Below are 11982 nucleotides of genomic sequence, written 5' to 3'. Positions count from 1 at the left end.
GGGCTGGATTCTTGACGTCTTCTTGACGCCATCGCCACTGTACGATCGTTTAGCATGCTGAACATGCGTTCAACCGATGACCTCACGGCCCGGGCCCGCATCCGTGACGCGGCCCTGGAGCTGTTCGGCGCCGATGGGGCCGCCGGGGTCGGCGTCCGGGCCGTCGCCACGGCCGCCGGGGTCTCTCCGGCGCTGGTGCTGCACCACTTCGGGTCGAAGGAGGGGCTGCGCCGAGCCTGCGACGGCTACGTCGTCGAGGCGATCCGCGGGGCCGGTTCCGGCGTGCTCTCCGACACCTCGGGCCTGGCCGCGATGCTGGAGGCGGCCACCCCGGTCCGCCGCTACCTGGCCCGCGCCCTGCTCGACGGCTCGGCCGACGCGGCGGCACTGTTCGACGAGATCGTCACGCTGACCGGGAAATGGCTGGCCGACGGGGCCCGTGAGGGCTGGGCCCACCCGGCGGCCGACCCGCACGCCCGCGCCGCCGTCTACGTCTCGTGGCTGCTGGCCCCGCTGGTCCTGGAGAGCCACCTGGCCCGCGCGCTCGACGTCGACGACCTGCACGGCATCGACGCCACCATGCGCTACTCCGGGGCCGCCGTCGAGATGTTCACCCGAGGCGTCTTCGCCGACGACCGCGCGCTGACCGCCTGGGAGGCGGTCAGGAAGGAACGGGAAACGCGATGAAGGTACTGATGCTCACCCACGGCACCCGCGGCGACGTGCAGCCCTTCGCGGCGCTGGCCCACGCCTTACGACAGGCCGGGCACGAGGCGGTCCTCGCCGCCCCGGCCTCCTTCACGGGGCACTACGACCTGCCCTTCCTGCCGCTCCACGACGGCCCGAACACCCTCCTGGACGAACCCGAGATCCGCGAGGCCGTCGACACCAACTACCGGGGCCTGCGCGGCAAGAAGGTCGCTCTTCGAGTGATGCGCCGCAGCAGGCCCCTCATGGCCCAGGTCATCAAGGACATGGCCGGCACGGCCGCCGAAGGCGCCGACCTGGTCGTGCACATCGCCGGCATCCCCGGACACCACGTCGCGGAGAGGCTCGGCGTGCCGTCGGTGCCGGTCGCCCTCCAGCCCGTGTGGGTGCCGACCGGCGCCTTCCCCAATCCGATGCTGCCCGTCGCGCTGCCCCGGGCGTTGAACCGGGCGAGCTACCTGCCCATCAGGCTGATGCTGCGATCGTTCGCGGGCGTGGCGGACGACGTACGGAAAAACGATCTCGGACTGCCGCGACGGCGCGGACGGCACGACCCCCTGCGCCGGGCCGACGGCGGCCCGGCCACGGTGCTGCAGGCGTTCAGCCCCGAGCTGCTGCCCGCCGACCCCGGCCATCCGGCCTGGGTGCACACCACCGGCTTCTGGTATCTCCCGGCCGCCGAGGGCTGGCGGCCGTCGGAGGAACTGGCCGCCTTCCTGGACGACGGCCCGCCGCCGGTCTCGATCGGATTCGGCAGCATGGCGGGCACCGACCCGGCCAGGGTCGGCCGGATCGTGATCGCGGCCACGGAGATGGCGGGGGTTCGCGCGGTCCTGGTGTCCGGCTGGGGCGGCATGAGGGTGGCCGACCTGCCCGGGAACGTCATGCTGCTCGACCAGGCGCCTCATGACCGGCTCTTCCCGCGCATGGCGGCGGTGGTCCACCACGGAGGCGGCGGCACGACCGGTGCCGCGCTGGCCGCAGGGCGCCCGCAGGTGCTCTGTCCCTTCGTCGCCGATCAGCCGTTCTGGGCCGCCCGCGTCCACGCGGCCGGAGTCGCGCCCCCGCCACAGCCGCAGCGCCGCCTGACGGCCGAGGGCCTGGCCGAGGCGATCACGCAGGCGGTCACCGACCCGGGCCTGGCCGCCCGCGCGCCCGTGCTGGGCCGGAGGATGAGGGCCGAGAACGGCGTCGCCGCCGCGGTCGCGGTCCTGGAGTCGCTCGGCCGCTGAACCGTGGTGCGTCCTGTCCGGAGAACGAAACAGCCCGGTCCTAGTCCGGTCGCAGATCCCGCTGGACGAACCCCGCGACCCCCACTCCGATCAGCAGCACGGCGGTCAGGCACAACCACACGTAGGGGAGCGGGGTGAACTCTCCGCCGGGCAGGACCGGCAGGCGGGCGTACGGAGAGAGCTGCCGGACCCATTCGTCGAGCCGGAACAGCGGCCCGAACAGGTCGAGCACGCCGAAGTCGACCAGCAACGCCCACGCGACGGCCGTGGCCCGCGGCACCACCCCGAACAGCAGAACCGCGAACCCGGCCGACACCCATACGGCCGGGACCTGGGCGACGGCCGCGCCGAGGATTCTGACCGCCTGACCGGCCGGATCACCGACCCGCAGACCGTGGGCGAGGCCACCGGCCAGCCCTGCGGCGGCCAGGACGACGGCCGACCCGGCCAGCGACCACGCCACGTGGCCGAGGAGCCAGCGCCGTCGCGGCACGGCGGTGGCGAGCACCGGTTCGGCCCGCCCGGCGACCTCCTCCGACCGGGGCCGGAGCGCCGCCTGGACGGCATAACCCCCGGCGACCAGGGCGAACAGATCGAGCTGCGTGGCGAAGAACGTGTCGACCAGGACGTTCTCCCCGCCGAGCGCGGCCAGCAGGCCGGCGATCCGCTCGTTGCCCTCGACGAGGTCGCCCACGGTTTCGGCCAGCGCCCCGAACACCGCGCCGACCACGGTGAACGCCACCGCCCAGGTGGCCAGGGCGCCCCGGTGGAGCCGCCAGGCGAGTGCGAGCGGCGACCGCAGCGACGGCGCGGCGGACCCACGCCCGCGCCGCTCGGCCACCAGCCCCGAACCGAGATCCCGCCGCCGCGCCAGCAGGTCGGCGACGAAAAGGAGAGCGAGCGTCACGACGGCGAAGAGCGGAAGCACCCACCACCGTTCCCCGGCGAACGCCCGCGTGCGCTGCGCCCATCCGAGCGGTGACAACCAGGAGACGGCGTCGTTCCCGGCCGCGTCTCCGGCCGCCCGGAGCAGGAAGGACAGGCCCAGCACGCCGACCGCGATCGAGTTCGCGGGCCGCGCACCGCTGACGACCTGCGCGGCGACGGCGGCGATTCCCGTGAACACCAGCCCCGCGCCGGCCACCGATCCGGCGAAGGCGAGCGAGCCGGCGAACGGCAGCCCCCGCCCGGCCAGTCCCGCCGTCAGCAGCGCGGCGATCGTCGCGTTGGCCAGGACGGAGGTCAGCACCGCGGCGCCGGGCAGCGCGTACCGCCCGACGGGAGCGGCGCCGATCAGCTCGGCGCGTCCGCTCTCCTCTTCCGCCCGGGTGTGCCGGATGACGATCAGGGCGCTCATCAGGGCGGCCAGCACGGCGGCGATGGTGGTGGCCCGCCAGGCGGTCAGCCCGCCGACGGTAGCGGCGTCGTACACCGGGCCGGTCAGCGCCTGGAGGGCGGGGTTGGCCGTGATCGTCCCGCCCAGGGCCAGCCGTTGGCCGGTGGTGGGGTAGAGCTCGGCGACGGCCGAGGCCGTGCCGACCGGCAGGGCCACGATCACCAGGATCCAGAGCGGCAGCGGCAGGCGCTCGCGGCGCAGTGCCAGGCGCAGCAGGACGCGGGTGCCGGTCATGACGTGTAGTGCCGGAGGAAGAGCTGCTCCAGCGTGGGCGGCTGACAGGTCAGGCCGTGCAGCCCGGCCCGGGTGAGCGCGGTGATGATCGTTTGGAGGTGGTCGGCGTCGACCTCCATGCTCACCCGGGTGCCGCTCACCTCCAGGCCGTGCACGCCGGACAGATCGCCGAGCCCCGGAGGAAGCGCCGCCAGGTCGGCGGTGACCGACGTCCGGGTCAGATGTCTGAGCTGGGCCAGGGTGCCCGACTCCACCGCGCGCCCGTCCCGGATGATGGTGACCCGGTCGCAAGACAGGCCAGGCCACAGCGTGACGTCGCCGGGGACGTAGGCCAGCCGCCGGTGCAGCGCGACCGCGTCACGGAAGGGATGGCCGCCCAGGACCTCGACCTTGCCCGTGTCGCCGTGGAGGAGCCCGAGCATGATCCGTAACGCGGTGGTCTTGCCGGCCCCGTTGGGGCCCAGGAAACCGTGCACCTCGCCGGTCCGTACTTCCAGGTCGAGACCGTTGAGGGCGGGAACGTGGCCGAACCGTTTGGTGAGGCCGTGGACGAGGACGGCGTTGCCTTCCGGCATGGGGGCTCCAGAAGCCGATCGGACAGGACGATCGCCGACCAGGCTTCCCGGCACACCACGAAGGACGGTACTCCGCCGATCGATGTGACGGAAGTCTTCCAGCCCGGCGGTCGCCGGCCGATCTCGTCCCGGCCCGACACGAAGCTCTCGGCAGCCGGCCAGGGCGGGGGCATCGGCAGGGGCACGGCCGAGCGGATGCGGGACGGTTCCCGGTGCGCGCGGGCCATGCCGCGGATCAAAGCCCCCGTCAGCGCCCGCTCGGGCTGCCCGGCAGGAACGAGAGCACGAACTCCGCCGACAGCTCGTGCCAGTAGCCGGGGTCGCGCACCAGCGCGTGGTTCTCCCCGGGCACGTCGACCACCTCCACGTCCCGGGTCACCTCCCGGGCCCGGCCGGCGTAGTGGTGGGTGGCCCTGGGGGAGGTCGTCCGGTCATCGGTCCCGTGGGCCAGCAGCAGCCGCCGGTTCCTGAGCTGCTCCACCGGCTCTCCCTTCGGCAACCAGGGCGCCAGCGCCGCGACGCCCCGCACGTTCGGGTGCCCGGCGGCCCGCAGGGCGGTCCGTGCGCCCATCGAATGGCCGACCATGACGACCGGGACGTCGATCCCGTGCGCGAGCCGGACCTGCTCCAGCACCTGTTCGACGTCGGCGACGGGTGAGGCGGCCGGGCCGTTCCAGCCGCGGACCCGGTATCGCACCCGCCAGACCTCGACGCCCCGCCGCGCCCCCGCGTTCCGGACCGCCCAGGCGAACGGCAACATCCGCAGGACGGCGGGCTGCCATGCGCTCGTCGGGCCGGGCCCGATCTCCCTGCCGCCGTGCAGCACCAGCGTGACCAGGCGCGTCGCGCCCTGGGCGGGATAGACGGTCGTGTACGGCATGCTCTCCATGACATCTCATTCGGAGCGGTGGCCGGAACGGACGGGTGCTAGACGAGGGTCAGCACCCGGGGGCCGTCGTCGGTGACCGCGATGCTGTGCTCGACGTGCACGGCCCGGCTGCCGTCGACGGTGTGCAGGGCCCAGCCGTCCTGCGCCGTCAGGTAGCGGTCCCTGCCCCCGGCCATGAACATCGGCTCGATGGCCAGCGTCATCCCGGCCTTCAGGACCAGCCCCCGGCCGGGCCGGCCCTCGTTGGCGACGTGGGGGTCCTCGTGCATGTGCCGGCCGATGCCGTGGCCGCCGAAGTCGCGCGGGATGCCGTAGCCGGCGGCCCGGCCGACCGCGCCGATCGCCGCGCCGATGTCACCGAGCCGGTTTCCCGGCACGGCGGCGGCGATGCCCGCCTCCAGGGCCTTCTCGGCGGTGGCGACGAGGGCCCGGTCGGCCGGGTCGCCGGGGCCGACGATCACCGTGAACGCCGAGTCGCCGGCCCAGCCGTCGAGGTAGGCGCCGCAGTCGACGGTGACCACGTCGCCCTGGCGGATCCGGTAGCCGTCGGGGATGCCGTGCACGATCACGTCGTTGACGGAGGCGCAGATGACGGCGGGGAAGGGGGTCGGCGCGAATCCCGGCTGGTAGTGCAGGAAGGCGGGCTTGGCGCCGTGCTCCCGGATGACGGTCGCGGCGATCTCGTCCAGTTCCAGGAGCCGCACTCCGGGACGGATGGCGTCGCGGGCGGCCTTCAGCGCTCTGGCCACCACCCGGCCGGCCTCGCGCATGGCGTCCAGTTCGGTGGCGGTCTTGATCTCAACCATGGTCTGCTCCCGTGGATCCAATACTTATACCGGTATTGTTATCACGTGTTGCTATGATCGCGTGCATGGTCCGACCACCGCTCACCGAACTCGACCACGAACGCGGCAACCGCCTCGGCGCCGTCCTCCGCCAGGCGCGCGGCGACCGCAGCATGACCGAGGTCGCCGCCACCGCCGGCATCAGCCCCGAGACCCTCCGCAAGATCGAGACCGGCCGGGTCCCGACCCCGGCGTTCTTCACCATCGCCGCCCTGGCCGCCGCGCTGGGCATCTCCCTCGACGTCCTCGCCGAGATCACCACGGCGGAGCGCGCCGCCTGACGACCGGACGGCCCCTCATCCTCCTCGACGTCGACGGGGTGCTGAACCCGTTCCGGCGGCCGGGGCCGGAGTGGGGGCCGCACACGTGCACGGCCGCCGGGCAGCCCTACCTGCTGTGGCTGAACCCGGCCCACGGCCCGCTGCTGCTGGCGCTCGCCGACGCGACCGGGGCCGAACTGGTGTGGGCGACCACCTGGCAGCACGACGCCAACACCAGCGTCGGCCCCATCCTCGGGCTGCCCGAACTGCCGGTCATCGAGGTCGACAGGGGCCGGGGCGCGGAGGGACCCGGCTGCTGCTGGAAGATCCCGGCCGTCGCCGACTACGTCGACCGCCGCCCCTTCGTGTGGTTCGACGACGACCTCGGCCGGGCCGACCGGCTCTGGCTTGAAGCCCATCCGAACGTCGGGCGGTTCCGGCTCCTGCACGTCGGCTCGGGCCGGGGCATCCGCGACGCCCACTTCCGGCAGGCGCGTGCCTGGCTCACGACGGGGTGACGTGGCCCTTGGTATTCACGCAGTTCGGAGGGTTTTCGCTGGGTGGGGCCCCGAAGGGTGGCGTCGACGGCGACCCACAGAAGACGGCGCCCCTGGCGCCGACGAGCCCGGGAGGCCGGGAGGCCGACCGTCACCGAGCACGGCGGCGACTGCCGGGTCGTCACCGTCGGCAAGGTCGGGATGATCCACGCCAGGCGCGCTGGTCGACCTCGCCGCGAACCGCCGTGATCGTATTAGGGTTCCGGGGTGATCACTCCGATTGAACTGGTCATTTTCGACTGCGACGGCGTGCTCGTCGACAGCGAACGCCTGGCCGTGCGCCTCCATGTCGCTCTGGGCGCCGATCTGGGCTGGCCGCTGACCGAAGCCGAGGTGATCGATAAGTTCATCGGCCGGTCTCCCCTCTCCAACGGAGAACAAATCGCCGCGCGAGTGGGCCGAGCCCTGGCCGCGCTCTGGCAGGAGAGATTCGAGCGACTGCACCGCACGGCCGTCGACGCCGAGCTCACCCCGGTCGACGGCATCCTCGAAGTCCTCGACACCCTCACGATTCCCAGCTGCGTCGCCTCCGGCGGCAGCCACGACACGATGCGCCGCACTCTGGGCCGCACCGGAATCCACCCGTACTTCGAAGGCCGTATTTTCAGCGCGAGCGAGGTCACCCACGGCAAACCGGCCCCCGACCTGTTCCTTCACGCCGCCAGGCGGATGGGCGTCGACCCCTCCGCCTGCGTGGTCGTCGAAGACAGCAAATACGGAGTCCAGGCAGCCCGCGCGGCCGGTATGCGCGCTCTCGGCTACGCCGGCGGCCTCACGCCCGCGCACTGGCTCCAAGGGCCGAACACCACGGTCTTCCACGACATGCGCGAACTCCCGGCACTCCTCGCGCGAACCTGACCCATGAACGCACCCGGCCCCGAGGAGGAGACAGGGCTCGGGCCGGGGCTGCCCATTGAACGGTGTAACCGGCGGCGGATGAATTCATCGGATGATTCCTCCGTCGATCACCCGTGCCCAAAAGGGCCGGCCACGACACGTGGCCGGCCCTTCGGCGGACTCAGCGCTTCTTGCCGCCGTCGTCGGTCAGGCCCGCGCGCCGCAGCGCCTCGGCCATCGCGCCGCCCGGAGGCGGCGACGACTGGCGGCGGTCCTGCTGGCGGCCCTGGCGGGGCTGGCGGTCCTGGCGGTCCGGGCGCGGCTGCCGGTCGCCGCGTTCCTGGCGCGGGGCCTGCTGGCGGGCCGGTTCGTCCTGCAGGCGCAGCGTCAGTGAGATGCGCTTACGGGGGATGTCGACCTCAAGGACCTTCACCTTCACGATGTCGCCGGGCTTGACGACGTCGCGCGGGTCTTTCACGAACGTGTTCGACATGGCCGACACGTGGACCAGCCCGTCTTGGTGGACGCCGACGTCGACGAAGGCCCCGAAGGCCGCCACGTTCGTGACCACGCCTTCGAGGATCATGCCCTTCTGCAGGTCGGAGATCTTCTCGACGCCCTCCCGGAAGGCGGCCGTCTTGAACGCCGGGCGCGGGTCGCGGCCGGGCTTCTCCAGTTCGCCCAGGATGTCGGTCACCGTCGGCAGGCCGAACACGCCGTCGACGAAGTCGGCCGGCTTCAGCGACCGCAGCGCGGCCGTGTTGCCGATCAGGGTGCGCAGGTCGCCGCCGGTCGCCGTGAGGATCTTGCGGACCACCGGATAGGACTCGGGGTGGACGCTGGAGGCGTCGAGCGGGTCGTCGCCGCCGGGGATGCGCAGGAAGCCCGCGCACTGCTCGAACGCCTTCGGGCCCAGGCGCGGCACCTGCTTGAGCGCCGACCGCGACCGGAACGGGCCGTTGGCGTCGCGGTGCTGCACGATGTTGTCGGCCAGCGTCGAGCCGATGCCCGACACCCGCGTCAGCAGCGGGGCCGAGGCGGTGTTGACGTCGACGCCGACGGCGTTCACGCAGTCTTCGACAACCGCGTCGAGCGACCGCGAGAGCTTCTGCTCGGCCAGGTCGTGCTGGTATTGCCCGACGCCGATCGACTTGGGGTCGATCTTGACCAGCTCGGCCAGCGGGTCTTGCAGGCGGCGGGCGATCGAGACCGCGCCGCGCAGCGACACGTCGAGGCCGGGCAGTTCCTGCGAGGCGAAGGCCGACGCCGAGTAGACCGACGCGCCCGCCTCCGACACCATGATCTTGGTCAGGCCGGGCACCAGCCCGACGAGCTCGCCGGCGAGCTTGTCGGTCTCGCGGGAGGCGGTGCCGTTGCCGATCGCCACCAGCTCGACCTTGTGCTTCTGGCAGAGCGCCCCGAGCACCGCGAGCGACTGGTCCCACTGCCGCTTGGGCTCGTGGGGGTAGATCGTGGCGGTGTCGACGACCTTGCCGGTCGCGTCGACCACGGCCACCTTCACGCCCGTGCGCAGGCCGGGGTCGAGGCCCATCGTCGCCCGGGTGCCGGCCGGGGCGGCCAGCAGCAGGTCGCGCAGGTTGGCCGCGAACACCCGCACGGCCTCGTCCTCGGCCGCCTGCCACAACCGCATCCGCAGGTCGATGCCCAGGTGGACGAGGATGCGGGTGCGCCAGGCCCACCGCACGGTGTCGGAGAGCCACTTGTCGCCCGGACGCCCCTGGTCGGAGATCCCGAACCGGGTCGCGATGCGCACCTCGAACGTCGACGGGCCCTCCTGGGGCTCCTCCGGCTCCAGCGTGAGGGAGAGCACCTCCTCCTTCTCGCCCCGGAACATCGCCAGGACGCGGTGGGAGGGCAACTTGGGGAACGGCTCGGCGAAGTCGAAGTAGTCGGAGAACTTGGCCCCCGCCTCCTCCTTGCCCTCGCGGACGGCCGAGATCAGCCGGCCCCGGTTCCACATCGACTCGCGGAGGGTGCCGATCAGGTCGGCGTCTTCGCCGAAGCGCTCGATCAGGATCGCGCGGGCGCCCTCCAGGGCCGCCGCGGCGTCGGCGACGTTCTCGCCGACGAAGCCGGCCGCCGTGGCCGCCGGATCCAGGTTCGGGTCGGCGAGCAGCTTGTCGGCCAGCGGTTCGAGGCCGGCCTCGCGGGCGATCTGGGCCTTGGTGCGGCGCTTCGGCTTGTAGGGGAGGTAGATGTCCTCCAACCGGGCCTTCGAGTCGGCCGCCATGATCTGCGCCTCGAGCGCGTCGTCGAGCTTGCCCTGCGACCGGATCGACTCCAGGATCGCGGCGCGGCGCTCCTCCATCTCCCGCAGGTAACGCAGCCGCTCCTCCAGCGCGCGCAGTTGCGCGTCGTCGAGCATTTCGGTCGCTTCCTTGCGGTAGCGGGCGATGAACGGCACCGTCGCGCCGCCGTCGAGCAGATCGACGGCCGCGGCGACCTGCCGCTCACGTACGCCGAGTTCCTCGGCGATCCGCTGGTTGATCGACTGGATCACGATCTTCCTTCTCCCTAGGCTCCGGCCCATTCTGCCGGACCGGCGTGCCCGCCGAGCCTGGTCGGCCACAGCCGGGTGGTGCAGTCGTCCGAGGTGGTGGCCAGCAGGTGGCCGTCGGGATGGAAGGCGGCGCCGTTGACGGCGGAGGTGTGGCCGGTGAGGACGCCCAGCTCCGCGCCGCTCGCGGTGTCCCAGATCCGGACGGCACGGTCGCCGCCCCCCGTGGCCAGCAGTTCGCCCGTGCCGTCGAAGGCGACGGCCCGCACGTCGGAGGTGTGGCCGGTCAGCTCGCGCCGCGCGCCGGTCCGCCGGTTCTCCAGCGCCACCGCGCCCCCCGGCAGGGCGGTCGCCACGAGATGGCCGCACGCGGCCGTGGCCCCGACGACGAGGTCGGCGCCGGCGAAGGCCACGCGGGTCCCGGGCCGCTCGCTCACCTGGCGGCCCATGACGACGTCCCACACGCGGACCGTGCCGTCGGCGCTCGCGGTCGCGATGGTGTCGCCCGACGGGTGGAAGGCCACCGAGGTCACCGGGCCGGTGTGCCCGGTCAGGGGCTCGCCGAAGGAACGCCGGGTGCCGGGGTCCCAGAGCCGGACCGTGTGGTCGGCGCAGGCCGCCGCCAGCAGGTGGCCGCCCGGGTGGAAGGCCACGACCGGGCCGCCGGGCAGCGGGTCGCCGAGCTGGTCGCGGGTCACCGGGTCCCAGAGCCGGACCGCCCGGTCGGCGGTGGCCAGCAGGTGGCCGCGCGGGTGGAACGCCACCCCGTGGACCGGCGCGTCGTGGCCGGTCAACCGGCGGGCGACCACCGCCGAGGTCATCCGGGTCTCGAGCTCCTCGACGCGGGCGGTGAGCCGGCGCACGAGGTCGTCGCGCTCTTCGAGGCGGCGGTGCAGGTCGTCGCGGACCCGCCGGGCCACCGCGTGGGTGTGCTGGAGGGTCACCAGCGAGCGGCGCAGCCGGGCGACCCGGTCGGCCGGCTCGTCGGGCGGCTCGCCGGGCAGCTCGCCGGGCGGCCCGTCGACCCGCCACCGCCGGACCTCGCCCCGGTCGTCGGCGCTGACCATGAGCGACCGGCCGAGGGCCAGCGCCTGGACCACGCCCGTGTGGCCGGTCACCCGGGCGAGGGGGGTGGCGCTCAGGTCGTACAGGGAGATGGAGCCGTCCCAGTTCACCGCTGCGAGCACGTCGCCGCGGGTGGTCAGCCCGGACACCGGCTCGGGGGTGATCACCTCGTCGTCGGCCCGCGCGAGGCGGTCGGGGCCGACGATCACCAGCCGTCCGGCGAGGAAGGCGACGCCCTCGCCGGGGATCGGGTCGCCGATCGGCTGGCCGGTGCCGGCGTCCCACAGGCGGACCGTGCCGTCCTTGGCGGCGGTGGCCAGCAGGTGCCCGGCCGGGTGGAAGGCCAGTTCGGCGACCCGGCCGGTGTGCCCGGTCAGCGGGTCGCCGACCGGCATGCGGGTCACCGGGTCCCAGAGGCGGACGGAGTGGTCCCAGCCCGCGCTGGCCAGCAGGTGGCCGTCGGGGTGGAAGCCGACGGCGGTCACGACGTCGTCGTGGCCCTTCAGTTCGCCGGCCGGGACCCCCGAGAGGTCCCAGAGACGGACGACGCCGTCCTCGCCCCCGGAGGCGAGCAGGTGGCCGTCGGGGTGGAAGGCCAGGGTCATCGTGTACGGGGATCCGCTCATCTCCACGCCCGTGGAGTAGCGGATGAGTCCCGTGTCGTCCGAGGTGGCGATCAGTTCGCCGCCGGGATGGAGGGCCACCCCGGCGACGGGGGCGGAATGGCCGGTCAGCGGTTCGCCGATGGGCGTGACTCTTAGGCGCATATGACCGGCAGCATTCCAGATTGTCAGGATGACGGCAGGAGAACGAGCCGTCCCCGCAGTCCGCCCTCGGCGAGAGGAGAACCCCGGGCGGAAGCGCCC

At 73.2% G+C, this 11982-nt stretch carries 11 protein-coding genes; 5 read left to right on the top strand and 6 right to left on the bottom strand.

What is annotated here, in order from left to right; translation table 11 throughout:
* Positions 1-63: 63 nt before the first annotated feature.
* Positions 64-687, top strand: coding sequence for a TetR/AcrR family transcriptional regulator (locus AW273_RS10805; protein ID WP_062347996.1), 624 nt, complete (start codon positions 64-66; stop codon positions 685-687).
* Positions 684-1940 (top strand): glycosyltransferase, encoded by a 1257-nt coding sequence (locus tag AW273_RS10800; protein ID WP_062347809.1) that lies wholly within the window; start codon positions 684-686, stop codon positions 1938-1940. The genes AW273_RS10805 and AW273_RS10800 overlap by 4 nt, the downstream gene beginning before the upstream one ends.
* Before the next feature lie 40 nt (positions 1941-1980).
* On the opposite strand, the gene AW273_RS10795 is transcribed toward AW273_RS10800, so the two are convergent.
* From AW273_RS10795 to map, 4 genes are all read right to left on the bottom strand, one after another.
* The gene (locus AW273_RS10795) at positions 1981-3570 is read right to left on the bottom strand and encodes an ABC transporter permease (RefSeq protein ID WP_062347807.1); all 1590 of its coding nucleotides are present in this window, start codon (positions 3568-3570) and stop codon (positions 1981-1983) included.
* Positions 3567-4145 carry an ATP-binding cassette domain-containing protein gene (locus tag AW273_RS10790; RefSeq protein WP_062347806.1) on the bottom strand — a complete coding sequence of 193 codons (579 nt, stop codon included), beginning with the start codon at positions 4143-4145 and terminating at the stop codon, positions 3567-3569. Before AW273_RS10790 ends, AW273_RS10795 begins: the two co-directional genes overlap by 4 nt.
* Positions 4146-4392: 247 nt before the next feature.
* Entirely contained in the window at positions 4393-5034 is a 642-nt protein-coding gene (locus tag AW273_RS10785; protein ID WP_062347804.1) for an alpha/beta hydrolase, read from the bottom strand.
* 38 nt (positions 5035-5072) lie between these two features.
* Positions 5073-5840, bottom strand: coding sequence for a type I methionyl aminopeptidase (map, locus tag AW273_RS10780; RefSeq protein ID WP_062347802.1), 768 nt, complete (start codon positions 5838-5840; stop codon positions 5073-5075).
* A gap of 65 nt (positions 5841-5905) precedes the next feature.
* Between map and AW273_RS10775 the strand changes: the two genes are divergently transcribed.
* The 3 genes from AW273_RS10775 to AW273_RS10765 all read left to right on the top strand — a co-directional run bounded on the left by AW273_RS10775 (position 5906) and on the right by AW273_RS10765 (position 7554).
* Positions 5906-6160: a helix-turn-helix domain-containing protein gene (locus AW273_RS10775; RefSeq protein ID WP_062347799.1), complete on the top strand. Its 255-nt coding sequence runs from the start codon at positions 5906-5908 to the stop codon at positions 6158-6160.
* Positions 6157-6657, top strand: coding sequence for an HAD domain-containing protein (locus AW273_RS10770; RefSeq protein WP_063909916.1), 501 nt, complete (start codon positions 6157-6159; stop codon positions 6655-6657). The genes AW273_RS10775 and AW273_RS10770 overlap by 4 nt, the downstream gene beginning before the upstream one ends.
* A gap of 246 nt (positions 6658-6903) precedes the next feature.
* Positions 6904-7554 carry an HAD family hydrolase gene (locus AW273_RS10765; protein WP_062347793.1) on the top strand — a complete coding sequence of 217 codons (651 nt, stop codon included), beginning with the start codon at positions 6904-6906 and terminating at the stop codon, positions 7552-7554.
* Positions 7555-7714: 160 nt separating this feature from the next.
* Here the strand turns inward: AW273_RS10765 and AW273_RS10760 are convergent, their stop codons facing one another.
* Both AW273_RS10760 and AW273_RS39070 read right to left on the bottom strand, forming a co-directional pair.
* The gene (locus tag AW273_RS10760; protein ID WP_062347792.1) at positions 7715-10084 is read right to left on the bottom strand and encodes a Tex family protein; all 2370 of its coding nucleotides are present in this window, start codon (positions 10082-10084) and stop codon (positions 7715-7717) included.
* Positions 10069-11883 carry a WD40 domain-containing protein gene (locus AW273_RS39070; RefSeq protein WP_062347790.1) on the bottom strand — a complete coding sequence of 605 codons (1815 nt, stop codon included), beginning with the start codon at positions 11881-11883 and terminating at the stop codon, positions 10069-10071. The genes AW273_RS10760 and AW273_RS39070 overlap by 16 nt, the downstream gene beginning before the upstream one ends.
* Positions 11884-11982: the final 99 nt, after the last annotated feature.

The organism is Herbidospora yilanensis (assembly GCF_001570565.1).
Classification (GTDB): domain Bacteria; phylum Actinomycetota; class Actinomycetes; order Streptosporangiales; family Streptosporangiaceae; genus Herbidospora; species Herbidospora yilanensis.
This window is presented reverse-complemented; position numbering and strand designations above follow the sequence as displayed.